General features: G+C 65.8%; 22 protein-coding genes and 2 tRNA genes. 19 read left to right on the top strand and 5 right to left on the bottom strand.

Annotated features, from left to right (window positions below):
• The first annotated feature begins 102 nt into the window (after positions 1-102).
• Positions 103-714: an Rv2466c family mycothiol-dependent reductase gene (locus tag MKAN_RS05250; RefSeq protein ID WP_023365906.1), complete on the top strand. Its 612-nt coding sequence runs from the start codon at positions 103-105 to the stop codon at positions 712-714.
• Here MKAN_RS05250 and MKAN_RS05245 read toward each other — a convergent pair.
• Together MKAN_RS05245 and MKAN_RS05240 are read right to left on the bottom strand one after the other, a co-directional pair.
• Entirely contained in the window at positions 711-1,133 is a 423-nt protein-coding gene (locus MKAN_RS05245) for a type II toxin-antitoxin system VapC family toxin (RefSeq protein WP_023365904.1), read from the bottom strand. The genes MKAN_RS05250 and MKAN_RS05245 overlap by 4 nt on opposite strands.
• Positions 1,134-1,139: 6 nt before the next feature.
• Positions 1,140-1,403 carry a type II toxin-antitoxin system VapB family antitoxin gene (locus tag MKAN_RS05240; RefSeq protein ID WP_036392951.1) on the bottom strand — a complete coding sequence of 88 codons (264 nt, stop codon included), beginning with the start codon at positions 1,401-1,403 and terminating at the stop codon, positions 1,140-1,142.
• Between the two features lie 100 nt (positions 1,404-1,503).
• Between MKAN_RS05240 and MKAN_RS05235 the strand changes: the two genes are divergently transcribed.
• From MKAN_RS05235 to MKAN_RS30300, 3 genes are all read left to right on the top strand, one after another.
• Positions 1,504-1,983, top strand: a complete 480-nt coding sequence (locus MKAN_RS05235) for a ribose-5-phosphate isomerase (RefSeq protein WP_023365900.1) — start codon at positions 1,504-1,506, stop codon at positions 1,981-1,983.
• Positions 1,984-2,016: 33 nt separating this feature from the next.
• Positions 2,017-2,823, top strand: coding sequence for an Fpg/Nei family DNA glycosylase (locus MKAN_RS05230; RefSeq protein ID WP_023365898.1), 807 nt, complete (start codon positions 2,017-2,019; stop codon positions 2,821-2,823).
• An 87-nt stretch (positions 2,824-2,910) separates the two neighbouring features.
• Positions 2,911-3,237: an Mtp family mycobacterial-type pilin gene (locus tag MKAN_RS30300; protein ID WP_133163539.1), complete on the top strand. Its 327-nt coding sequence runs from the start codon at positions 2,911-2,913 to the stop codon at positions 3,235-3,237.
• Between the two features lie 46 nt (positions 3,238-3,283).
• On the opposite strand, the gene MKAN_RS05225 is transcribed toward MKAN_RS30300, so the two are convergent.
• Both MKAN_RS05225 and MKAN_RS05220 read right to left on the bottom strand, forming a co-directional pair.
• On the bottom strand, positions 3,284-4,468 hold the full coding sequence (locus tag MKAN_RS05225; RefSeq protein WP_023365896.1) for a serine hydrolase domain-containing protein: 1,185 nt from the start codon (positions 4,466-4,468) through the stop codon (positions 3,284-3,286).
• Positions 4,469-4,498: 30 nt separating this feature from the next.
• Positions 4,499-4,569 (bottom strand) — tRNA-Gly (locus MKAN_RS05220).
• 146 nt (positions 4,570-4,715) lie between these two features.
• Here MKAN_RS05220 and MKAN_RS05215 point away from each other — a divergent pair.
• From MKAN_RS05215 to clpP2, 4 genes are all read left to right on the top strand, one after another.
• Positions 4,716-4,792: transfer RNA gene (locus MKAN_RS05215), tRNA-Pro, on the top strand.
• Positions 4,793-4,828: 36 nt separating this feature from the next.
• A complete protein-coding gene (gene tig, locus MKAN_RS05210) occupies positions 4,829-6,331 on the top strand; it encodes a trigger factor (protein ID WP_023365894.1) in 1,503 nt (500 codons plus the stop codon).
• A gap of 105 nt (positions 6,332-6,436) precedes the next feature.
• Positions 6,437-7,045, top strand: coding sequence for an ATP-dependent CLP protease proteolytic subunit ClpP1 (gene clpP1, locus MKAN_RS05205; protein ID WP_023365892.1), 609 nt, complete (start codon positions 6,437-6,439; stop codon positions 7,043-7,045).
• The gene (gene clpP2, locus MKAN_RS05200) at positions 7,042-7,677 is read left to right on the top strand and encodes an ATP-dependent CLP protease proteolytic subunit ClpP2 (RefSeq protein ID WP_023365890.1); all 636 of its coding nucleotides are present in this window, start codon (positions 7,042-7,044) and stop codon (positions 7,675-7,677) included. The genes clpP1 and clpP2 overlap by 4 nt, the downstream gene beginning before the upstream one ends.
• 2 nt (positions 7,678-7,679) lie before the next feature.
• Here clpP2 and mmuM read toward each other — a convergent pair whose 3' ends face one another.
• On the bottom strand, positions 7,680-8,558 hold the full coding sequence (mmuM, locus tag MKAN_RS05195; protein WP_036392584.1) for a homocysteine S-methyltransferase: 879 nt from the start codon (positions 8,556-8,558) through the stop codon (positions 7,680-7,682).
• A gap of 292 nt (positions 8,559-8,850) precedes the next feature.
• Here mmuM and clpX point away from each other — a divergent pair, with 292 nt between their 5' ends.
• The 11 genes from clpX to MKAN_RS05140 all read left to right on the top strand — a co-directional run bounded on the left by clpX (position 8,851) and on the right by MKAN_RS05140 (position 23,237).
• A complete protein-coding gene (gene clpX / locus MKAN_RS05190) occupies positions 8,851-10,131 on the top strand; it encodes an ATP-dependent Clp protease ATP-binding subunit ClpX (protein ID WP_023365883.1) in 1,281 nt (426 codons plus the stop codon).
• Positions 10,132-10,513: 382 nt separating this feature from the next.
• The gene (locus MKAN_RS05185) at positions 10,514-12,475 is read left to right on the top strand and encodes a 2-oxoacid:acceptor oxidoreductase subunit alpha (RefSeq protein ID WP_023365881.1); all 1,962 of its coding nucleotides are present in this window, start codon (positions 10,514-10,516) and stop codon (positions 12,473-12,475) included.
• A 68-nt stretch (positions 12,476-12,543) separates the two neighbouring features.
• Positions 12,544-13,635 (top strand): 2-oxoacid:ferredoxin oxidoreductase subunit beta, encoded by a 1,092-nt coding sequence (locus MKAN_RS05180; protein ID WP_023365879.1) that lies wholly within the window; start codon positions 12,544-12,546, stop codon positions 13,633-13,635.
• Position 13,636: 1 nt separating this feature from the next.
• A complete protein-coding gene (mobA, locus tag MKAN_RS05175; RefSeq protein WP_023365877.1) occupies positions 13,637-14,242 on the top strand; it encodes a molybdenum cofactor guanylyltransferase in 606 nt (201 codons plus the stop codon).
• Positions 14,243-15,331: 1,089 nt separating this feature from the next.
• Complete coding sequence (locus MKAN_RS05170; protein ID WP_036392956.1) at positions 15,332-15,949, top strand: transglycosylase family protein; 618 nt, start codon at positions 15,332-15,334, stop codon at positions 15,947-15,949.
• Between the two features lie 114 nt (positions 15,950-16,063).
• Complete coding sequence (locus MKAN_RS05165; RefSeq protein WP_036392958.1) at positions 16,064-17,320, top strand: saccharopine dehydrogenase family protein; 1,257 nt, start codon at positions 16,064-16,066, stop codon at positions 17,318-17,320.
• A gap of 72 nt (positions 17,321-17,392) precedes the next feature.
• The gene (locus MKAN_RS05160) at positions 17,393-17,995 is read left to right on the top strand and encodes a DUF937 domain-containing protein (protein ID WP_023365871.1); all 603 of its coding nucleotides are present in this window, start codon (positions 17,393-17,395) and stop codon (positions 17,993-17,995) included.
• Between the two features lie 44 nt (positions 17,996-18,039).
• Positions 18,040-18,660 (top strand): LysM peptidoglycan-binding domain-containing protein, encoded by a 621-nt coding sequence (locus tag MKAN_RS05155; protein ID WP_023365869.1) that lies wholly within the window; start codon positions 18,040-18,042, stop codon positions 18,658-18,660.
• Positions 18,661-18,796: 136 nt separating this feature from the next.
• Positions 18,797-21,397 carry a valine--tRNA ligase gene (locus tag MKAN_RS05150; protein WP_230589262.1) on the top strand — a complete coding sequence of 867 codons (2,601 nt, stop codon included), beginning with the start codon at positions 18,797-18,799 and terminating at the stop codon, positions 21,395-21,397.
• A complete protein-coding gene (gene folC / locus MKAN_RS05145) occupies positions 21,394-22,836 on the top strand; it encodes a bifunctional tetrahydrofolate synthase/dihydrofolate synthase (RefSeq protein ID WP_023365865.1) in 1,443 nt (480 codons plus the stop codon). The genes MKAN_RS05150 and folC overlap by 4 nt, the downstream gene beginning before the upstream one ends.
• Complete coding sequence (locus MKAN_RS05140; RefSeq protein WP_023365863.1) at positions 22,833-23,237, top strand: DUF4233 domain-containing protein; 405 nt, start codon at positions 22,833-22,835, stop codon at positions 23,235-23,237. Before folC ends, MKAN_RS05140 begins: the two co-directional genes overlap by 4 nt.
• Positions 23,238-23,260 lie beyond the last annotated feature (23 nt).

Below are 23,260 nucleotides of genomic sequence, written 5' to 3'. Positions count from 1 at the left end.
GGCACGGCATTGCCGCAACCCGTGGGAACACTCGCGCCGCGGCCGTGGTTGTGCTGGACGGTGTTTTCGCCGTCACCGAACTTTCCCGGAGAGGATCGCAGTATGCCCGACAAGTCTGTTGCCGACTTCTGGTTCGACCCGCTGTGCCCGTGGGCATGGATCACGTCGCGCTGGATTCTCGAGGTGGAAAAGGTCCGCGATATCGAGGTGAATTTCCACGTCATGAGCCTGGCTGTGCTGAACGAAAATCGCGAAGGGCTGCCGGAGCAGTATCGCGAAAACATGAAGAGGGCGTGGGGGCCGGTACGAGTGGCGATCGCGGCGGAGCAGGCCCACGGCGCCGGCGTGTTGGCTCCGCTGTACACCGCCATGGGTAGCCGGATTCACAACAAGGGCAACAAGGACCTCGACGAGGTCATCAGCCAATCGCTGGCTGAGGTCGGACTGCCTGCCGAACTGGCTGCGGCCGCCACCACCGATGCCTACGACGACGCCCTGCGCAAGAGCCACCACGCCGGTATGGACGCCGTGGGAGACGACGTCGGCACCCCGACCATTCACGTCAACGGGGTGGCGTTCTTCGGCCCGGTGCTGTCGAAGGTCCCGCGCGGCGAGGAGGCCGGCAAGCTCTGGGACGCGTCCCTGACGTTCGCCGCCTACCCGCATTTCTTCGAGCTCAAGCGGACTCGCACCGAGCGTCCCGAGTTCGACTAGCCGCAGGGCGATGGCCAGTAGCCGATGACACCGTCGGATTCGAGGTCTGTTTGAGCGAAGTCATTGCCGATCGCGATGAGCGGTTCGTGCGCGAGTTTGGCGGTGGCGTAGGCCATGGTGTCCCCGCAGTTGAGGCCAGCAGGGTGTCGGCCCCTTCCATATCGCAGGTATGCGAGATGCGCGGCCATCGCGAGCTCGAAGTTGAACGGCTGGAAGCCGAGGTTGATTTCGAATCGCAGGCGGTCGAAGACGGTGCGGGCGATGAAGCCGTGTCGGCTAGTGAGCACGATCAGGCATTCAGCTGCGTTCGCCGTTGACATGACCGGACTTCGGTCCCCAGTGAGAGCTGCCGCGATCTGTTCGGTGTAGGGAGCCTCGCCCTGGATGAGCGCGACGAAGGCCGACGAGTCGAGGATCACGGCCGATCACACGCCCGTCGCCGCGTCGTATCCGAGGGCTTGTTCGCGTTCGGACTTGGTGATCGGGGATCGATCGTGCAGCAATGGCCAGATCTCGGTTCTGAGGACGTCGAGGAGTTCATCGGCACGGTTTGCAGTGCGGGACTGCGTGATCTCGATCTGGGCGCGCAGTGCATACCGGATAGCGTCGATGCGGCTCGGGTGGTGAAGACGTGCGGCGAGCTCATCGGCCAAGCGGATCACCTCTTCATCCTTGACGTTGAATGCCACGGGTATGGGGTACCACTCGTCAGGTGTCTGGTACCCGTTGTGCGGGCCTGTGCCGCGGGCAGCGACGGCCTTGCGCCGGGCGTCGGGCACAATGTCGGGCATGCGCGTCTACCTGGGCTCTGACCACGCCGGATTCGAACTCAAGCAGCACGTCATCGAGCACCTCAAGGCGTCGGGACACGAACCGATCGACTGCGGCGCCTTCGCGTACGACGCCGACGACGACTACCCGGCGTTTTGTATAGCCGCCGCGCAGCGGACGGTGGCTGATCCGGGCAGCTTGGGCATCGTGCTGGGTGGATCCGGCAATGGCGAGCAAATTGCGGCCAACAAGGTGCCGGGCGCGCGCTGCGCGCTGGCGTGGAGTGTGGAGACAGCGTCGCTGGCTCGTGAACACAACAACGCCCAGTTGATCGGCATCGGCGGCCGCATGCACAGCGTCGCCGAGGCGCTGGCGATCGTCGACGCATTTCTGTCCGCGCAGTGGTCGGAGGCCGAACGCCATCAGCGCCGAATCGACATCCTCACGCAGTACGAGCGCACCCACCAAGCACCACCGGTACCCGGCCCGGTGGCCTGAGATCTGAGACCAGACCCGGAGACAAGGACGGCAATGCCCGAAGGGCATACCTTGCACCGGTTGGCCCGGCTGCATCATCGACGTTTCGCCGGTGCTCCGGTCGCGGTGTCCAGCCCCCAGGGCCGCTTCGCCGATTCGGCGGCCGCGGTGGACGGCCGGGTCCTGCGGCGAACCAGCGTCTGGGGCAAACACCTGTTTCATCACTACTCCGGCGGCGGGATCGTCCACGTGCATCTCGGGCTTTACGGAGCCTTCACCGAATGGGAGCGTCCGGCGGCTGATCCCCTTCCCGAACCTGTCGGACAGGTGCGGATGCGCATGGTCGGCGCCGCATTTGGTTCCGACCTGCGCGGCCCGACGGTATGTGAGGTGATCGACGAGAGCCAGGTTGCCGAGGTCGTTGCCCGGCTAGGACCGGACCCGCTGCGCCGGGATGCTGACCCATCGTGGGCGTGGGCCCGGATCATGAAGTCCCGCAGGCCTATTGGTGCGCTGCTGATGGACCAGACGGTGATGGCGGGGGTGGGCAACGTCTACCGCAGCGAGCTGTTGTTCCGCCACCGCATCGACCCCTACCGGGCCGGGCAGCGGATCACCGAGGCAGAGTTCGCCGCGGCCTGGACCGACCTGGTGGCGTTGATGAAGGTGGGCCTGCGGCGCGGCAAGATCATCGCCGTCCGCCCCGAGCATGACCACGGTGCGCCGTCATACCGGCCGGACCGGCCCCGCACTTACGTCTATCGGCGCGCGGGCGACCCGTGCCGGCTGTGCGCGACAACGGTGCGCACCGCCGAGCTGGAAGGCCGCAACCTGTTCTGGTGTCCTACCTGCCAGTCGTGACGGCCCATCCCGGTCGGGCCACCGTCGGGGGCAAGAGACGTTCGCGGCTACTGTTTCGGCTCGGGGCACGTGGGTACTCGTCGCAGTATGAGAGTCTCTTCACGCGTAGCCGCAACGACTTTCGCACTGACCGTCGGTTTCAGCCTGGGCGGTTTGGCCGTCGCTCCGGAAATTCAGGCGGCACCGGCTCCCGTCCCACAGTGGTGGTGCCCGGGCGACTTCTGGGATCCCGGCTGGGGCAACAACTGGGACTGGAACAACTGCCATGACAACTGGCGCGGCCCGGGACCCAACCCGAACGGCGGGCCCGGCTGGGGGCCTGGGCCGGGCGGAGGCGGCGGGCCGGGGCCCGGCCCTGTTGGACCTGCCGGACCACGCGGATCTGGAAACGGCGGCCCCGGGGGCGGGCACTGACGCGCGGCTATCCGGCGGCTATCCGGCCGCTATCGGCTGGGTGCGTTCAGCGCGGAGTGACACCGAGCGTGGCGTAGACCTCGTTGCTCAGGGCGACGCTGCGCGGGTCGGCGTTGGCCTTACTGGCGTCGTAGCGGTTCATCACGTACGCGTAGCCGATCCCGTGTTCCAGATCGACAAACCCGAATGAACCACCGAGGCCGCCGTGGCCGAAGGTGCGCGGATTTGGGCCGTTGACGGCGCGCTGGTTGAGCATGTAGCCCAGCCCCCAGCCGTGATCGGCTACCCGGGGACCGAGCACCAGATCGGTGTCGAAGCCGCCTTGCGACACCCGGGCCAGGTCCATGTGTTCCCGGCTGAGCAGCTTCTCCTGGGCCAGCGCGTTGTAGAACGTCGCCAGCCCAAGTGCTGAGACCAGTCCGTTGGTGCCGGGGAACTCCAGCTCACGCCACAGTTGCATGTCGTTGTTGCCGACTTCGTCGGCGGGGGCGAATCCCATCGAGACCGACAGTGCCGCCTTGGGGTGTTCGTTCAGGCTGGTCGGGCAGTCGGGTGCCTGCACGTCAGCGAGCATCCCGCGCACCTTCGGCTCGTTCACCATGTCGGCACAGCGATGCTGTTCGTACCGGGGCAGGCCGATGTGGATGTCGGCGCCGATCGGTTCGGCGATCTCGGTGCGCAGGTAGTGGCCGATCGTGCGACCGGTGATCCGGCGAAACACTTCGCCGAGGATGAAACCGAACGTGGTCATGTGGTAGCCCTGAGCAGTGCCCGGCTCCCACCACGGTGTCGCCGCAGCCAGCTGATCGCAGACGAAATCCCAATCGGTGACTTGCTCCCAGCTCAGTCGCTTGTTCGGCCCGATCACGCCGGATCGGTGGCTCAGCACCATGGCCACGGTCACGGCGTCCTTGCCCTTTTGCCCGAACTCGGGCCAATAGCGGGCCACCGGTGCCTGCAGGTCCAGCTCACCGCGGTCGGCAAGCTGGTGGATGCAGGTGGCTGCCAGGCCCTTGGTGCCGGACAGCACGTTGGTCAGGGTGTCCTGTCGCCAGGGCCGGCTACCGGCGGCGTCCGCCGAACCACCCCAGAGGTTGACGACGAGGTCGCCGTCCACCCATACGGCGACCGCCGCGCCGACCTCGTGACCCAGCTCGAAGTTGCGCTCGAACGCGTCACGTACTTTGCCGAAGTCGGGTGCGCATGAGCCCTTGACGTCGGCGTTACACATGGCGCATTCCCCCCGGGGCAGCTAAGTCTGAGCGGGCGACGGGAATCGAACCCGCGTCGCTAGTTTGGAAGACTAGGGCTCTACCATTGAGCTACGCCCGCACGCATTAAGTCGAGCGAAACTCTACGTGGTGGCCGAGATCAAATCTAATCGACGCAGGTATGTGACGGGCGTCGCATGCGCCGTCAGGTCCCCGGAGGTCCATGCAGGCCCGGTGCCGCCGGGCCGTAGGATCGCGAGGTCAGCGCGGGGTGTAGCGCAGCTTGGTAGCGCATCCGCTTTGGGAGCGGAAGGCCGCAGGTTCAAATCCTGTCACCCCGACCAGCCGACCGTCCGGAACGACCACCGAGGAGCACATCCGTGAAGAGCAGCGTCGAGCATTTGAGCCCCACCCGGGTTCGTATCAATGTGGAGGTGCCCTTCGAAGAGCTCGAGCCCGATTTCCAGCGGGCCTACAAGGAGCTGGCCAAACAGGTTCGGCTGCCCGGGTTCCGGCCGGGCAAGGCGCCGATCCGGCTGCTCGAGGCGCGCTTCGGCCGCGAGGCGATGCTCGATCAGATCGTCAACGATGCCCTGCCCAGCCGGTACGGACAGGCGCTGGCCGAGTCGGAAATCCAGCCACTGGGCCGGCCCGACATCGAGGTCACCCGAAAGGAATACGGCCAGGATCTGGCTTTCACCGCGGAGGTCGACGTCCGTCCCCAGATCACACTGCCCGACCTGGGCCAGTTGACGGTCTCGGTGGAGTCCATCGAGGTCAGCGATGACGACGTCGAGACTGAGCTGCAGTCGCTGCGCGTCCGCTTCGGCACGCTCAACCCGGTCGAGCGGCCGGTGGCGGTCGGCGACTTCGTCACGATCGACCTGACGGCGACGGTCGACGGGGAGGAGGTGCCCAACGCCGCCGCCGAGGGACTGTCCCACGAAGTCGGCTCCGGTCGCCTCATCGCGGGGCTCGACGACGCGATCGTCGGCCTGTCCGTCGACGAGTCCCGGGTGTTCACCGCCAAGCTTGCAGCCGGCGAACACGCCGGGCGCGACGCGGAGGTCACTGTCACCGTCAAGTCCGTCAAGGAGCGCGAGCTGCCCGACCCCGACGACGAGTTCGCCCAGTTGGCCAGCGAGTTCGACACCATCGAGGAGCTGCGGGAGAACCTGCGTGAGCAGGTGCTGCAGGCAAAGCGCGCCCAGCAGGCGGAACAGATCCGCAACGCCACCATCGACACCCTGCTCGAACAGGTCGACGTGCCGGTGCCGGAGTCCTATGTCCAGGCGCAGTACGACAGCGTCATCCACAGCGCACTGAGTGGCATCAACCACGACGAGGCCAGGTTCAACGAGCTGCTCGCCGAGCAAGGCTCGTCACGTGAGGCGTTCGATGCGGAGGCCCGCAGCGCATCGGAGAAGGATGTCAAGAGGCAGCTGCTGTTGGATGCCCTCGCCGACGAGCTGAAAGTCCAAGTGGGTCAGGAGGACCTCACCGAACGACTACTGACGACGTCGCGGCAGTACGGCGTCGAGCCGCAACAACTGTTCGCCTACCTTCAGGAGAACAACCAGCTGCCGTCGATGTTCGCCGACGTTCGGCGCGAGTTGGCGGTACGGGCCGTCGCCCGGGCCGCAACGGTCACCGACAGCGACGGCAACACGATCGACACCGGCGAGTTGTTCGGCACGAGCCCCGAGGCTTCGGAAGAGCCCGACGCGGGTGCCGAAGAGACACCCGCGGGAGCCGAAGACTCCGACGTCCCGGCCGAGGCTGCCGACGTCTCGGCCGAGGCTGCCGACGTCTCGGCCGAGACCGCCGACGTCCCGGCGGTGACCGACGCGACCGATCCGCCCGGCCACGAGCACAGCGCGTGACGCTGTGAGCGAACGCGCCCATTTCAGAGGTGCGGGAGCGCCACACAGGCAGTGCGGTTGGTTAGGGTCGGTTCATACGGAACTCAAGAAAGCAGGTGTCCCACTGTGAGCCAAGTGACTGGCATGCGTTCGAACTCGCAGGGCCTTTCCCTCACGGACTCGGTCTATGAGCGTTTACTCTCCGAGCGCATCATCTTCCTGGGTTCAGAGGTGAACGACGACGTGGCCAACCGGCTGTGTGCGCAGATTCTGCTGCTCGCGGCCGAGGACCCCACCAAGGACATCTCGCTGTACATCAACTCCCCGGGCGGATCGATCAGCGCCGGCATGGCGATCTACGACACCATGACCTTGGCGCCCTGCGACATCGCCACCTACGCGATGGGGATGGCCGCCTCCATGGGCGAGTTCCTGCTGGCCGCTGGCACCAAGGGCAAGCGTTACGCGCTGCCGCACGCTCGCATCCTCATGCACCAGCCGCTGGGCGGCGTCACCGGCAGTGCGGCCGACATCGCAATCCAGGCCGAGCAGTTCGCGGTCATCAAGAAGGAGATGTTCCGGCTCAACGCCGAATTCACCGGCCAGCCGATCGAGCGCATCGAGGCGGACTCGGATCGCGATCGCTGGTTCACCGCCCCCGAAGCCCTGGAATACGGTTTCGTCGACCACATCATCACCCGCGCCACAAGCGTCACCAATGGAGAAATGCAATGAATCCTCAGAGCCAGCCCCAGGCGCGGTACATCCTGCCGTCGTTCATCGAGCACTCCAGCTTCGGTGTCAAGGAGTCCAACCCCTACAACAAGCTGTTCGAGGAACGCATCATCTTCCTTGGTGTCCAGGTCGACGACGCATCGGCCAACGACATCATGGCGCAGCTGCTCGTGCTCGAGTCGCTGGACCCCGACCGCGATATCACCATGTACATCAACTCGCCCGGCGGTGGGTTCACGTCCCTGATGGCGATCTACGACACCATGCAGTACGTGCGGGCCGACATCCAGACGGTGTGCCTCGGTCAGGCCGCCTCGGCGGCGGCTGTGCTGTTAGCTGCCGGGACGCCTGGTAAGCGGATGGCACTGCCCAACGCGCGGGTGCTGATCCACCAGCCGTCATTGTCGGGGGTGATCCAGGGTCAGTTCTCCGATCTGGAGATCCAGGCCGCCGAGATCGAGCGGATGCGCACGCTGATGGAGACCACGCTGGCGCGCCACACCGGCAAGGACGCCGCGGTGATCCGCAAGGACACCGACCGAGACAAGATCCTGACCGCCGAAGAGGCCAAGGACTACGGCATCATCGACACCGTTCTGGAATACCGGAAGCTGTCCGCGCAGAAGGCCTGAACCTAGGCCTCGACAGCCCGCCGGATCTCGGCAATGTCGGCCGGCCCCACCCGGCAGCATCCGCCGACGATGCGCGCTCCCGCGGCAACCCACTGCCTGGCGAGCTCACCAGAAAACCGGCGTGGGCCTACCCAGGCACGGCGCCGGCTGTCCCAATGCTCGCCGCTATTGGGGTAGACGATCACCGGCTTGCCCACGTCGGCACAGGCGATTGCCGCCAATACATCGTCGGGAGCGCAGCAATTGACGCCCACCGCGACGATCTCCGGAACGCCAGCGGCCACCGCGAACGCGTCGGCCAGCGGTTGCCCGGCTCGGGTTCGGGTTCCCTCGATCGTGTAGCTGAGCCACGCCGGCACGCCCACCTGACGCACCAGGTTGACGAGTGCTTCGGCCTCGTCGACATCGGGGATGGTTTCCACTGCCAGCACGTCCGCGCCGGCGGCGGCCAACACCTCCAGCCGGGGCCGATGCCACTTGGTTAGTGCCCTGACGCTGAGTCCGTAGCGGCCGCGATATTCCGACCCATCGGCGAGCGCGGCGCCGTAGGGTCCGACCGAGGCGGCCACCAGAAGGCCGGCCGCGCCGACCTCGTCGCGCGCATTCGCGGCGAGTTCGACACTGCGGCGCAGCAACGCTACCGCTTTGTCGTGGCCGATCCGGTGTGCCGCGAATCCCTCGAACGACGCCTGGTAGCTGGCAGTCGTGGCGATCGTGGCGCCGGCGCGAAAATACGCCGCATGCACCGCGGTGATCTCCTGCGGCGCGTCGGTCAGCAGCCGCGCCGACCACAACCGATCGGTGAGGTCATGACCGCGGGCCTCGAGCTCGGTGGCCAGGCCGCCGTCGCTGATCACCACGGAATCAGCAGCCAACCGCACAACGTCACTGTAGGGTGGTCGCCTGGGGTGTGGGCCGCCACCGGGTGCCAGTTGATGAGCATCGGTTGCATCACGACCGCGACACGCCAGAGACACCGATTGCGCGTCTCGACGAGTGCCGGGCGCCGTCGGGCTATATGTTTCATTCAGACACGAGGCTATGAATACCCAGGAATATCAAAGACGCTATTCGGCGCCAACAGTCGCGGTGGGCCGCAGCAAGCGGGTAGCGTCGGGGAGTACACGCGGCACGGTAAGACGAACGGCGAACAGGAAGTAGGCCCTCACCATCATGGCGCGCATAGGAGACGGCGGTGACCTGCTGAAGTGCTCGTTCTGCGGGAAGAGTCAAAAACAGGTCAAGAAGCTCATCGCCGGTCCCGGAGTGTACATCTGCGATGAGTGCATCGACCTTTGCAACGAGATCATCGAAGAGGAACTCGCCGACGCCGACGACGTGAAACTCGATGAACTGCCCAAGCCCGTTGAAATCCGGGAATTCCTCGAGGGCTACGTCATCGGACAGGACACCGCCAAACGGACTCTGGCCGTCGCGGTCTACAACCACTACAAGCGCATCCAAGCCGGCGAGAAGAGCCGCGACTCCCGGCACGAGCCGGTCGAGCTGACCAAGTCCAATATTCTGATGCTGGGACCGACCGGTTGCGGCAAGACCTATCTGGCCCAGACGCTGGCCAAGATGCTCAACGTGCCGTTCGCCATCGCCGACGCCACGGCGCTCACCGAGGCCGGTTATGTCGGTGAAGACGTCGAGAATATCCTGCTCAAACTGATCCAGGCGGCCGACTACGACGTCAAGCGCGCCGAGACGGGCATCATCTATATCGACGAGGTCGACAAAATCGCCCGCAAGAGCGAGAACCCGTCGATTACCCGCGACGTCTCGGGAGAAGGTGTTCAGCAGGCCCTGCTGAAAATTCTCGAGGGCACCCAGGCATCGGTTCCCCCGCAGGGCGGCCGCAAGCACCCGCACCAAGAGTTCATCCAGATCGACACCACCAACGTGCTTTTCATCGTCGCGGGCGCATTCGCCGGGCTGGAGAAGATCATCTACGAGCGGGTGGGCAAGCGTGGCTTGGGCTTCGGCGCCGAAGTCCGCTCCAAGGCCGAGATCGACACCACCGACCACTTTGCCGAAGTGATGCCCGAGGACCTGATCAAGTTCGGTCTGATTCCTGAATTCATCGGCCGCCTGCCGGTGGTTGCCTCGGTCACCAACCTGGACAAGGAGTCGTTGGTCAAGATCTTGTCCGAGCCGAAGAACGCTTTGGTCAAGCAGTACACCCGGCTCTTCGAAATGGACGGCGTGGAGCTTGAGTTCACCGACGATGCGCTGGAAGCGATCGCGGACCAAGCGATCCACCGCGGCACCGGTGCTCGTGGCTTGCGGGCGATTATGGAAGAAGTTCTCCTGCCGGTCATGTATGACATCCCCAGCCGCGACGATGTCGCCAAAGTGGTGGTCACCAAGGAGACCGTGCAGGACAACGTGCTGCCGACGATCGTGCCGCGCAAGCCGTCCCGTTCCGAGCGCCGCGACAAGAGCGCCTAGCGTCGCGAAGGTACGGGCCCCGACGCCACGAACCGAGCCCGTCGCGAACCCAGTTCTGTACCCGCGCATCGCCCAGCTGCGACACGATCGACCGGTCTCAGACGGTCCTAAGCGCGGTCGGTGAGAAAGTGACCAAGACCACAGTTTGGGTTGCCACCGCAACCGTCGCCGCCCTGACGTCGGCTTTTAGCGAATCGACCGCCCTCCGCCGAGGTTCTGTGACGGCCAAACGCGCAGGAACAAGTGTCATACTTGATACCGCCAGTGACACAAAAACGTGAGGTGGGGGAGCCATTCCGACGGCGTAACCTGAAACCGCACCGGAGTGCTTCTCCTGATTAGGGCCTGATTAAAAGCCTGATTACGGACGGAAGGCGGAGACGTGGATCCGAATGGCAGCGGAGCCGAGTCAGAGTCTCATGCCGTGGCGTCGCATGCCCGGCACGAGCGGCGGCGCCTGGAACATGTCGTCATCCGTTTCGCCGGCGACTCCGGCGACGGGATGCAGCTGACCGGCGACAGGTTCACTTCAGAAGCGGCCCTATTCGGCAACGACCTGGCCACCCAGCCGAACTATCCCGCCGAGATCCGGGCCCCGGCGGGCACCCTGCCCGGGGTTTCGTCCTTTCAGATTCAGATTGCCGACTACGACATCCTGACGGCCGGTGACCGGCCGGACGTGCTGGTCGCGATGAACCCGGCAGCGCTGAAGGCCAATATCGGTGACCTGCCCCGCGGGGGCATGGTGATTGCCAATTCGGACGAGTTCACCAAGCGCAACTTGATGAAGGTCGGCTATGTGACCAATCCGCTGGAGTCCGACGAATTGGACGAGTACGTCGTGCATTCAGTGCCGATGACCACGTTGACCCTGGCGGCAGTGGAAACCGTTGGCGCGTCGAAGAAAGACGGCCAGCGCGCCAAGAACATGTTCGCTTTGGGGTTGTTGTCGTGGATGTACGGCCGGCCGATCCGGACCAGTGAAAACTTCATCAGAGAGAAGTTTGCGCGCAAACCCGACATCGCGGAGATCAACGTGCTGGCCCTCAAGGCGGGGTGGAATTACGGCGAGACCACCGAGGCATTCGGCACGACGTACGAAGTTCCGGCGGCGGCCTTGCCGCCCGGTGAATACCGGCAAATCTCGGGAAACACTGCGTTGGCGTACGGGATCGTTGCAGCGGGTCAGCTCGCCAATGCTCCGGTGGTGCTGGGCAGCTATCCGATTACCCCGGCGTCCGACATCCTGCACGAGCTGTCCAAGCACAAGAACTTCAATGTCATCACCTTCCAGGCCGAAGATGAGATCGGGGGTATCTGTGCGGCCCTGGGCGCGGCCTACGGCGGTGCGATCGGTGTCACCAGCACGTCAGGGCCGGGTATTTCGCTGAAGTCCGAGGCGTTAGGCCTGGGCGTGATGACCGAACTGCCATTGATCGTCATCGATGTGCAGCGAGGTGGACCGTCGACCGGCCTGCCCACCAAGACCGAGCAGGCTGACCTGCTGCAGGCGTTGTATGGCCGCAACGGTGAGTCGCCGGTTGCGGTGCTTGCGCCGCGGTCGCCGGCCGATTGCTTTGAGGTCGCCGTCGAGGCGGTGCGGATCGCTCTCGCCTACCAGACGCCGGTGATCGTCCTGTCCGATGGGGCCATTGCCAACGGCTCGGAACCTTGGCGAATTCCCGACATCACCACCTTCGAGCCCATCGTGCACAAGTTTGCCAAACCGGACGAGCCCTTCCAGCCGTACAATCGCGACCCCGAGACGCTGGCCCGTCAGTTCGCCATACCCGGCACCCCAGGTCTGGAGCACCGCATCGGCGGGCTGGAAGCTGCCAATGGCTCCGGTGCCATCTCCTACGAGCCGATGAATCACGACCTCATGGTTCGGATTCGCCAAGCCAAGATTGACGGAATCCGAGTTCCCGACCTCGAGGTCGACGACCCGACGGGGGACGCGGAGCTGTTATTGATCGGCTGGGGCAGTTCTTACGGGCCGATCGGTGAGGCGTGCCGGCGGGCGCGGCGCAAGGGGATCAAGGTCGCGCATGCCCACTTGCGGTACCTCAGCCCATTGCCGGCGAACTTGGGTGACGTGCTGCGACGTTATCCGCAGGTAGTTGCACCCGAAATGAACCTGGGCCAGTTGGCGCTGGTGCTGCGCGGAAAGTATCTGGTCGACATTCAATCGGTCACCAAAGTGCAAGGGTTGTCGTTCTTGGCCGACGAAATCGGCCGAGTTATCCGCGCGGCACTGGGCGGGACGCTGGCCGAGATTGAGCAAGACAAGACGATGGTCGCCAAATTGGGGGCGGCCCCCATTGGAGCGGGAGCTGTCGAATGACCGGCGCCGCGCCCCGGTGGGGCGCCGCCCGCCAGCGCGGGACCAGGCAATGAGGAGGAGCGGCGCTCATGACTAGCGTGACCGGCGACCTGGCGGGCACAGACCTCGGGCTAACCCCGAGTTTGACCAAGAACTCGCGGGTGCCCACGACGGACCAACCGCAGAAGGCCAAGGATTACACCAGTGACCAGGAGGTCCGCTGGTGCCCCGGGTGCGGGGACTACGTCATCCTCAACACCATTCGCAACTTTCTGCCCGAACTCGGATTACGCCGCGAGAACATCGTGTTCATCAGCGGCATCGGATGCTCCAGCCGCTTCCCGTACTACCTCGAGACCTACGGGTTCCACTCGATCCACGGCCGCGCTCCGGCAATCGCGACCGGGCTGGCGCTGGCCCGCGAGGACCTGTCGGTATGGGTGGTCACCGGCGACGGCGATGCGTTGTCGATCGGTGGCAACCATCTGATTCACGCAATGCGCCGAAACGTCAACATCACGGTTCTGCTGTTCAACAACCGGATCTACGGGCTGACCAAGGGTCAATACTCACCCACATCGGAGGTCGGCAAGATCACCAAGTCGACCCCGATGGGTTCGCTCGATACTCCATTCAACCCCGTCTCGCTGGCCTTGGGTGCCGAGGCGACGTTCGTCGGCCGCGCGCTGGATTCCGACCGCGCCGGGCTTTCCGAGGTGCTGCGCGCTGCCGCCCAGCACCGCGGTGCCGCGCTGGTCGAAATCCTGCAGGACTGCCCGATATTCAACGACGGCTCCTTCGACGCGCTGCGCAAGGAGGGGGCGGAAGAGCGGGTGATCAACGTCCGCCATGGTGAACCCATCGTGTTCGGCACCAACGGTGAATACTGCGTCGTGAGGTCTGGCTTCAGCCTCGACGTGGCCAAGACCGCCGACGTGGCTGTCGAGGACATCGTGGTGCACGACGCGCACGCCGACGACGCGGCGTATGCGTTCGCGTTGTCTCGGCTGTCCGATCAAAACCTCGAGCACACCGTGCTCGGAATCTTCCGCCACATCAGCAGGCCCACCTACGACGACGCGGCACGTTCACAGGTCAGCACCGCCCAGAGTGCGGTTCCGTCCGACGCCACCGCGCTGCAAGCGCTGCTCCGCGGGCGTGACACCTGGACTGTCGGCTGACGTGGGCGAACCGGTGCCGGGCGCAGGGTCACTCGCCGGGGTCGTCTTGGCCGGCGGAGAGTCGCGGCGGATGGGTCGTGACAAAGCGACGCTGCCGCTGCCGGGAGGGGCCACAACGCTGGTCGAGCACGTGGTCGCTGTTGTCGGACAGCGCTGCGACCCGTTATTCGTGATGGCGGCTCCTGGGCAGCCATTGCCCCCGTTGCCGGCTGATGTGCTGCGCGACGAAGTGCGAGGGCTCGGTCCGTTGCCGGCGACTGGGCGCGGCTTGCGTGCGGCCGCAGCGGCCGGCGCGCGGCTTGCGTTCGTGTGCGCCGTCGACATGCCTTTGCTGACAGTCGAATTGATCGATGATCTGGTGCGCCGTGCGGTGCAGACCAACGCCGAAGTGGTGCTGCCGTGGGACGGTCGCAGCCACTACTTGGCTGCGGTATACCGGACCGAGTTGGCCGATCGGGTTGATGCATTGGTTGCCGCCGGTGAGCGCAGGATGAGCGCCTTCGTCGATGCTTGCGACGCTCAACGGATCGTCATGCCGGATTCCGGGGCGCTGTCGAATGTCAATACCGCGACCGACTTGCGGGTACCCGCACAGCCTCGGCACTGACCGTTAGCTCTTTGTCGTGCCCGTGCGACGGGCTGCAAAATTCGCGCCCGGTTTGCGTCGGTCTGTTCTCCCCATCGATCGCAATCGAATTTCTGTGGAGGGCGTAGTATTTTATTTCTGACTGTTTTCTCATTTAAATGTTATTAGTATACGTAGAATTTCGTTCTTTATTAGGGTCATTTTCAGCCACGGACAACCGTGCACCCTTGTGCTGCACCTCCATATGTTGTTGTAACACAGTGCATTTCGGCTGTCAGCTACTTAGTAAGTCGTTCCGCTGCCATCGTCGGTAAGTGTGTCCATGCAAGAAAATCAACAACAGCGCAGCCAACGGCAGGCATCCGGTCGCGTGCAATCAGCGGCTGGGCCGGCGCCGGTATGCCGTGGTGCGCGGCTTACCGCACCGGACCTCGGCGATGAGGTCGTCGTACACGAAAAACCTTATTGGGAAGTCACTTTCGCTGATTGTGAGTTGCGTTCTCGACCCCGCGACGTCCTCCGGGATTGTGATTTCGCCGGGACCTGCGTGGCGGCGAGGTCTACCGGCGATGGCGGGGAGCGGTGCGCTATGAGCTGGGTCACGTTCACCTGCCGACGGATCCGTTGAATAGTCCGGCGACCAAGAGCGGCAAATACGTGGCGCAGCTCACAAAATACACGTGATTCGGCTCACCGTGGCACCGGAGGCACGAAGCTCCGACCGCAGCTATGAACAGGCGCTTGACCTGCGTAGACCATTGTGCGACCGCGTCGTGATCCGCTCGTTATAGAACCGAAATATCACTTCGGTCGGGATGACGAATTCAAATCGTTATCGTACGGTGCGTTTAGCCCGAAACCGGGCATCAGTAGTTGACCACAATTGAATCCACGGATCCCGCGTGTGAGCGGAGCTGAGGGCGGCACCGATCCAGCACAGCCGTCGCAGCAGTCGGGCATAGAAACCCCCGACGGGCAACTCGGGCCCTCCGCTGTCGTGCCGAAACGAGACGGCACGTCCCAAAGCAGCAATTCCACCTGGACATCGCATCCAACCCACCGCCGTGGGCTGGCTCGCTTTGGCGCGCGCGCACCGCGAAAGGAACAATGTTGAAGAACGTCCGTAAGACGCTCATCGTCGCCGCGATCACAGGGACGCTCGTGACTGTGCCGTCCGGTACCGCCGCTGCGGACGAGGGCCTTGACCCGAACGCGGCGCCCGGCCCCGATGCGGTGGACTTCGACCCGAACGTGCCTCCGGCCCCGGACGCCTTTGCTTCCGGCGCCCCGGACGACGCACCGGCTCCAGAGCTCGTCGGGTTCGACCCGAACGTCCCGCCGCCTGCGGCTCCCGACGCGGTGATCGCGCCGGTCGACCTGCCGGATGGGCCGGCCCCGGACGCCGCGCCGCCGGCCCCGGAACCGGTGGACTTCGACCCGAACATGGCGCCGCCGCCGGCCCCCGACGTTCCACCTCCGCCGCCGGCTCCGCGGGCGTACAGCGTGAACTGGGACGCCATCGCGCAATGCGAGTCGGGTGGCAACTGGGCCATCAATACCGGTAACGGATACTCCGGCGGGCTGCAGTTCACTTCCAGCACCTGGCATGCCAACGGCGGTTCAGGCTCGGCGGCCAGCGCCAGCCGTGAGGAGCAGATCCGCGTGGCCGAGAACGTACTGCATTCGCAGGGGATCGGCGCCTGGCCGGTCTGTGGTCGTCGCGGCTGACCACACCGCCAGGCGATATAGCCGAACACCGGGTGCCGGGCCTTCGGGCCCGGCACCCGTCGTATTCGGGGTCGCATGCGCGCTGGGCCGCGCACCGCGGGTAGCGTCTGGCCCGTGACCGCAGCGCCGCGTGAATTCGACATCATCCTCTACGGGGCCACGGGTTTCGTCGGCAAGCTGACCGCCGAATACCTGGCTCGAGCCAGCGGAGACGCGCGAATCGCGCTGGCCGGCAGGTCGACCGAGCGATTGCTCGCCGTTCGCGACACGTTGGGAGAACCCGCGCAGTCCTGGTCGGTCGTCGCCGCCGACGCCGGGTCGCCCGCGACCCTCGAGGAGATGGCATCCCGCACCCGAGTCGTCGTCACCACGGTCGGGCCCTATATGCGCTACGGGCTGCCGTTGGTGGCCGCGTGCGCCGCCGCCGGCACCGATTACGCCGATCTGACCGGCGAGCCACCGTTTGTCCGCGACAGCATCGATCGGCACCACAAGCAGGCTGCCGACACCGGTGCCCGGATCGTGCATGCCTGCGGCTTCGACTCGATCCCGTCAGACCTCAGCGTGTACGCCCTGTACCACGCCGCGCACGACGACGGCGCCGGGGAACTGGGCGACACGCATTTTGTGGTCCGGTCCCTCGCCGGCGGGCTATCCGGCGGCACTATCGCGTCGATGCTGGAGATTCTGCGTGCCGTCTCCGCCGACCCGGACCTGCGTCGGCAATTCGCCGACCCGTACACGCTGAGCACCGACCGCGCCGCCGAGCCCGAACTCGGCCCGCAGCCCGATCTGCCATGGCGGCGCGGCAGTCAACTCGCCCCGGAATTGAGCGGACTGTGGACGGCCGGGTTCCTGATGGCGCCGACCAATACCAGGATCGTGCGCCGCAGCAACGCGCTGTTGGATTGGGCCTACGGCAGGCGGTTCCGGTACAGCGAGCACATGAGCCTGGGATCGTCGCCGCTGGCGCCGCTCGCGTCGGCGATGGTCAGCGGCGTTGGCAACGTGACGACCGGATTGGGCAGCCGATATTTCCGGCTGCTACCGCAAGGGTTGGTGCAGCGGTTGGTGCCCAAGCCGGGCTCCGGCCCGAGCGCGGCGGCCCGCGAGCGTGGCTACTACCGGATCGAGACCTACACCACCACAACCTCGGGCGCCCGATACGTGGCGCGCATGAAGCAGGACGGCGATCCCGGTTACAAGGCGACGTCGGTGTTGCTGGGGGAGTGTGGTCTGGCGCTGGCATTCGATCGCGACAAGCTCTCGGATCTGCACGGGGTGCTGACCCCGGCCGCCGCGATGGGTGACGCGCTGCTGGCTCGCTTCCCGGCCGCCGGTGTGTCGTTGCACACCGAGCGGCTGGTCTGAGCCGGTGACGGAGTACGTCTAGGGTCAGAAGAGTGGTGGCTTGATATGCGACTCCGAAGGCAACCCGCACCGATGCCCGGCCTTGATGATCTCTACACCCAGATTCCTACATCTGACATCGCGCGCAAGCTCGGCGCCGACGAAACCGAGGTGGACGCGGCGGTCCGCACGCTGGTACCGGTGCTGCTTACCGGATTGCACCGGCATTCGCAGGATCCCGAACACGCCGGCCGGATCGAGTCAGCCGCCAGCAGCCACGCCGCGCGTGGCCTGCTCGACGCGGGCGGGGCGCTCGACCAGGTTGACCGGCGCGGCGAAGAAGAGGCCGAAGAGGCCGTCGCCACGCTATTCGCCGGCAATGACAGCGACTGCGTGGCATCGGCACTGGCCAGTGGTGGGGCCGGAAGGAGAGAACTTCTGCAGCGGTTGTTGCCGCTGGTGCTCCCGATCGTGCTGGCATACCTGGGAAATCAGCTCCGGCCGGGCGGCGCACTGCAGGGTACCGCGGTCGAGCACGAGGAACACGAGGAAACAGGCTCCGGTGGCGGCCTGGCTCAGCTGCTCAGCGGGATCCTCGGGGGCGGAAATGATGAAGCGTCCATCGGCAACCTGCTGGGTGGCAGAGGCCGCGCGCTGGGGGACATCATCGGCGGGCTGCTCGGCGGCAAAAAGTAACCCGGCGCAATCAGTCGGCCGGACCGGATAACGAAAGGCAAAGCATGTCAGACACGCTCGGCGAGGGACAGCGGCTGCAGCGAGGAGAATCCTTGGTCTCCAATAACGGGGCCTACACCTTGACCCTGCAAGAAGACGGCAACCTGGTGCTCGCCGCTGACGGCACGCCGGTATGGGCCACGGCGACCGACGGCCAGGACGTGGTGCGCGCCGAGCTGCAGACCGATGGCAACTTCGTCCTCTACACGCCGGAGCGACCGGTCTGGCACAGCGACACCGTGGGCAGCAAGAGCGTCAGGCTGGTGCTCCAGGATGACCGTAACCTGGTGCTCTACGCGGCCGACGGCCCCGCCTGGGCCACCGCGACGCAGACCGACACGCCGCCGGCCGACCTGCAGAAATCTGTTGGCGCCCCGGAGATGACCGGCGCGGCGCAGGCGGCCCAGCCCGTCGGGGAGGCGGCGCCGGAGCCCATCGCAGAGGCGGTCGCCGACGAGCCGGCTGAGCCCGCTCCCAATTCGTACACCGTGGTCTCCGGCGACACCTTGTGGGGCATCGCCGAACGGTTCTACGGTGACGGGAACAAATACCAGGTGCTGGTCGACGCCAACGCAATTCCCAATCCCGACCTGATCCATCCCGGCCAGGTGCTCACGATTCCCTGATCGACTCCTTGATAGTCGTTCACCTGCGGTTTTAGGCGCCTACACGCCGCTACGCGGCGGTTCCTAGAATTGACCGGTGACCGCGCGCGCCCGCTCCGACGCCGACCAGCTGCCCAAGTCGTGGGACCCGGGTGCGATGGAGGGCGCCATCTACCAGAAGTGGCTGGATGCCGGTTACTTCACCGCGGACCCCACCAGCAGCAAGCCCGCCTACTCGATTGTGCTGCCGCCGCCGAACGTGACCGGCAGCCTGCATATGGGCCACGCACTGGAACACACCATGATGGACGCCCTGACCCGCCGAAAACGGATGCAGGGCTACGAGGTGCTGTGGCAGCCGGGCACCGACCATGCCGGTATCGCCACCCAGAGCGTGGTGGAAAAGCAGCTGGCGGTCGACGGCAAGACCAAAGAGGACTTCGGCCGTGAGCTGTTCGTCGACAAGGTCTGGGACTGGAAGCGGGAGTCGGGCGGGGCGATAGGTGGTCAGATGCGCCGCCTCGGCGACGGGGTGGACTGGAGCCGCGACCGGTTCACCATGGACGAGGGGCTGTCGCGGGCGGTGCGGACGATCTTCAAGAGGCTCTACGACGCCGGGCTGATCTATCAGGCCGAGCGGCTGGTCAACTGGTCACCGGTGCTTCAGACGGCGATCTCGGATCTGGAGGTCAACTACCTCGACGTCGAAGGCGAGCTGGTGTCGTTCCGGTACGGCTCGCTGGACGACTCGCAACCGCACATCGTTGTCGCCACCACCCGCGTGGAGACGATGCTCGGCGATACCGCCATCGCGGTCCACCCCGACGACGATCGCTATCGCGACCTGGTCGGCACGAGCCTGCCGCACCCGTTTGTCGACCGGCAGCTGATCATCGTTGCCGACGAGCATGTGGACCCCGAATTCGGCACCGGCGCAGTCAAAGTCACGCCCGCTCACGACCCGAATGACTTCGAGATCGGGATGCGGCACAGCCTGCCGATGCCCTCGATCATGGACACCAAGGGCCGGATCGCCGGCACCGGAACACCATTCGATGGCATGGACCGATTCGAAGCACGGGTCGCGGTGCGCGAGGCGCTGGCCGCCCAAGGCCGCGTCGTCGAGGAGAAACGCCCCTACCTGCACAGCGTGGGACATTCCGAGCGCAGCGGGGAGCCGATCGAACCGCGGCTGTCGTTGCAGTGGTGGGTTCGGGTGGAGTCGTTGGCCAAGGCCGCTGGCGACGCGGTGCGCAACGGCGACACCGTGATTCACCCCGCCAGCCTGGAACCGCGCTGGTTCACCTGGGTCGACGACATGCACGACTGGTGCATCTCGCGACAGCTGTGGTGGGGTCATCGCATCCCGATCTGGTACGGACCCGACGGCGAAAAGGTATGTGTCGGACCGGATGAAACGCCCCCGGAGGGCTGGGACCAGGACCCCGACGTGCTGGACACCTGGTTCTCCTCCGCGCTGTGGCCGTTCTCCACGCTGGGCTGGCCCGAAAAGACGCCGGAGCTGGAAAAGTTCTATCCGACAAGCGTTCTGGTCACCGGCTACGACATCTTGTTCTTCTGGGTGGCGCGGATGATGATGTTCGGCACCTTCGTGGGCGGCGACGACGTCATCACGCTCGACGGCCGCCGCGGCCCCCAGGTGCCGTTCACCGACGTGTTCCTGCACGGGCTGATTCGTGACGAGTTCGGCCGCAAGATGAGTAAGTCCAAGGGCAACGTCATCGATCCGTTGGAGTGGATGGACACGTTCGGTGCCGATGCGTTGCGGTTCACGCTGGCCCGTGGAGCCAGCCCCGGTGGCGACCTGGCGATCGGCGAAGACGCCGTCCGCGCGTCGCGCAACTTCACCACCAAGCTGTTCAACGCGACGCGCTACGCACTGCTCAACGGCGCCACCAAGCCTTCCGAAGCGCCCTTGCCGGCGCCGGCCGAGCTGACCGACGCCGACCGCTGGATCCTGGGACGACTGGAAGAGGTTCGAGCCGAAGTGGATTCGGCCTTCGACAGCTACGAGTTCAGCCGCGCCTGCGAAGCGTTGTATCACTTCGCCTGGGACGAGTTCTGCGACTGGTATGTCGAACTGGCAAAAACCCAACTGGCCGAAGGGCTCTCGCATACCACCGCGGTACTGGCAGCGGCGTTGGACACGCTGCTTCGGTTGCTGCACCCGGTGATCCCGTTCATCACCGAGGCGCTCTGGCAGGCTTTGACCCGGGAAGAGTCCCTGGTGGTCGCCGACTGGCCGCGGCCCTCCGGGATCACTCTGGATCCCGTTGCTGCGCAGCGCATCAGCGATATGCAAAAGCTGGTGACCGAGGTCCGGCGATTCCGCAGCGATCAGGGCCTCGCCGACCGGCAAAAGGTGCCGGCCCGGCTGGCCGGTATCGACGAGTCGGACCTGAACACTCAGGTTGCCGCCGTGACATCGCTGGCATGGCTCGCCGCTGCGGGGCCGGATTTCCGCCCGTCGGTGTCATTGGAAGTTCGGCTGAGCCGGGCAAGGGTCGTCGTCGAACTCGACACCTCCGGCACGATCGACGTGGCCGCTGAACGTCGCCGGCTGGAAAAGGAATTGGCCGCGGCGCAAAAGGAGCTGGCAGCAACCGGCGCCAAATTGGCGAACGCGGATTTCTTGGCCAAGGCGCCCGAAGCTGTTGTTGACAAGATCCGCGACCGGCAGCGGCTGGCGCAAGAGGAAACCGACCGCATCACCGCCAGGCTGGCTGCGCTGCAATGAGTTTCGAGTCGACAGACCGGCCATCCACCGGCATGGCGCCCACACCGGACGAGATCGCTTCGTTGCTGCAGGTCGAGCACCTGCTGGACCAGCGCTGGCCGGAGACCCGCATCGAGCCGAGCCTGACCAGGATCAGCGCGCTGCTGGACCTGCTGGGTTCACCGCAACTCAGCTATCCCTCGATTCACATCGCCGGGACCAACGGCAAGACGTCGGTGGCGCGGATGGTCGACGCATTGGTGACCGCGTTGCATCAACGGACCGGCCGCACCACCAGCCCGCACCTGCAGTCGGTGGTGGAACGGATCTCGATCGACGGAAAGCCGATCAGCCCGGCGCAGTACGTGGCGACGTACCGGGAAATCGAGCCGTTCGTACAGATGATCGATGAGCAGTCGCAGAATGCCGGCGGGCCGGCGATGAGCAAGTTCGAGGTGCTCACCGCGATGGCGTTCGCCGCGTTCGCCGACGCGCCCGTCGACGTCGCCGTGGTCGAGGTGGGTATGGGTGGACGATGGGACGCCACCAACGTCATCAATGCGCCGGTGGCGGTGATCACCCCGATCAGCAAGGACCATGTCGACTACCTCGGGGACGACATCGCCGGGATCGCAGGCGAGAAGGCGGGCATCATCCATCAAGCCGCCGAAGGCTCGCCCGATACGGTCGCGGTGATCGCGCGTCAGCGCCCGGAAGTCATGGAGGTGCTGCTGGGCCAGGCGGTCCGCGCCGACGCCGCGGTCGCCCGGGAGGAATCGGAGTTCGCCGTGCTGGGCCGCCAGGTCGCCGTCGGCGGTCAGGTGCTGCAACTGCAGGGCCTGGGCGGCGTGTACTCCGACATCTACCTGCCGCTGCACGGTGAACACCAGGCGCACAACGCGGTGGTGGCGCTGGCCGCCGTCGAGGCCTTCTTCGGCGCGGGTGCCCAGCGTCAGCTCGACGTCGAGGCGGTGCGGGCGGGATTCGCCGCGGCCACCAGCCCCGGCCGACTGGAACGGATGCGCAGCGCACCGACCGTGTTCATCGACGCCGCCCACAATCCCGCCGGGGCGGCTGCGCTGGCCCGGACGCTGGCCGCCGAGTTCGACTTCCGGACGTTGGTCGGGGTGGTCAGTGTGCTGGCCGACAAGGACGTCGACGGCATTCTGCAAGCGGTGGAGCCGGTGTTCGACTCGGTTGTGGTGACCCACAACGGGTCACCGCGCGCGCTGGATGTCGAGTCGCTGGCCGCGGCGGCCCGGGAGCGGTTCGGACCCGATCGGGTGCTGTCCGCCGCGAACCTGAGCGATGCCATCGACACGGCGACCGCGCTGGTCGACGAGGCGGCCGCCCAACAAGGAGCCGAAGGGGGCTCGTTCCCCGGCTCCGGAATCGTCGTCACCGGATCGGTCGTCACCGCCGGGGCCGCCCGCACGCTATTCGGACGTAACCCGCAATGACCGGCCAGCCGCAAGGGCCCGCCGACTCCGGTGATCCGACACCGCGGGCCGACCCGTGGAAGAGCTTCGGTGCGGTCATGGCCGCGACACTGCTTCTCGAGGCGATCGTGGTGCTGCTGGCCATACCGGTGGTGGGCGCGGTGGGCGGCGGGCTGAGTCCGGCGTCGCTGGGGTATCTGATCGGGCTGGCCGCGGCACTGATCCTGCTCGCCGGGCTGCAGCGCAGACCGTGGGCGATCTGGGTGAACCTCGGCGTGCAGCTGGTACTGCTCGCCGGGTTCGCCGTGTACCCGGGCGTCGGCTTCGTCGGCGTGCTGTTCACCGGGGTATGGGTGCTGATCGCGTACTTCCGGGCCGAGGTCCGGCGGCGGCAGCGAGGGGGAGCGTCGCCGCCAGGCTGAGCCGGGCCTGCCGTGCGAGTTCA

The sequence above is a fragment of the Mycobacterium kansasii ATCC 12478 genome, assembly GCF_000157895.3.
In the GTDB taxonomy this organism is placed as follows: Bacteria; Actinomycetota; Actinomycetes; order Mycobacteriales; family Mycobacteriaceae; genus Mycobacterium; species Mycobacterium kansasii.
This window is presented reverse-complemented; position numbering and strand designations above follow the sequence as displayed.

Bases quoted from the DNA above. Each gene is read 5' to 3' on its own strand.
- MKAN_RS05250 (WP_023365906.1), top strand. From the start codon at position 103: ATGCCCGACAAGTCTGTTGCCGACTTCTGGTTCGACCCGCTGTGCCCG.
- MKAN_RS05235 (WP_023365900.1), top strand. From the start codon at position 1,504: ATGCGCGTCTACCTGGGCTCTGACCACGCCGGATTCGAACTCAAGCAG.
- MKAN_RS05230 (WP_023365898.1), top strand. From the start codon at position 2,017: ATGCCCGAAGGGCATACCTTGCACCGGTTGGCCCGGCTGCATCATCGA.
- MKAN_RS30300 (WP_133163539.1), top strand. From the start codon at position 2,911: ATGAGAGTCTCTTCACGCGTAGCCGCAACGACTTTCGCACTGACCGTC.
- MKAN_RS05225 (WP_023365896.1), bottom strand. From the start codon at position 4,468: ATGTGTAACGCCGACGTCAAGGGCTCATGCGCACCCGACTTCGGCAAA.
- clpP2 (WP_023365890.1), top strand. From the start codon at position 7,042: ATGAATCCTCAGAGCCAGCCCCAGGCGCGGTACATCCTGCCGTCGTTC.
- clpX (WP_023365883.1), top strand. From the start codon at position 8,851: ATGGCGCGCATAGGAGACGGCGGTGACCTGCTGAAGTGCTCGTTCTGC.
- MKAN_RS05180 (WP_023365879.1), top strand. From the start codon at position 12,544: ATGACTAGCGTGACCGGCGACCTGGCGGGCACAGACCTCGGGCTAACC.
- MKAN_RS05160 (WP_023365871.1), top strand. From the start codon at position 17,393: ATGCCCGGCCTTGATGATCTCTACACCCAGATTCCTACATCTGACATC.
- MKAN_RS05155 (WP_023365869.1), top strand. From the start codon at position 18,040: ATGTCAGACACGCTCGGCGAGGGACAGCGGCTGCAGCGAGGAGAATCC.
- MKAN_RS05150 (WP_230589262.1), top strand. From the start codon at position 18,797: ATGGAGGGCGCCATCTACCAGAAGTGGCTGGATGCCGGTTACTTCACC.
- folC (WP_023365865.1), top strand. From the start codon at position 21,394: ATGAGTTTCGAGTCGACAGACCGGCCATCCACCGGCATGGCGCCCACA.
- MKAN_RS05140 (WP_023365863.1), top strand. From the start codon at position 22,833: ATGACCGGCCAGCCGCAAGGGCCCGCCGACTCCGGTGATCCGACACCG.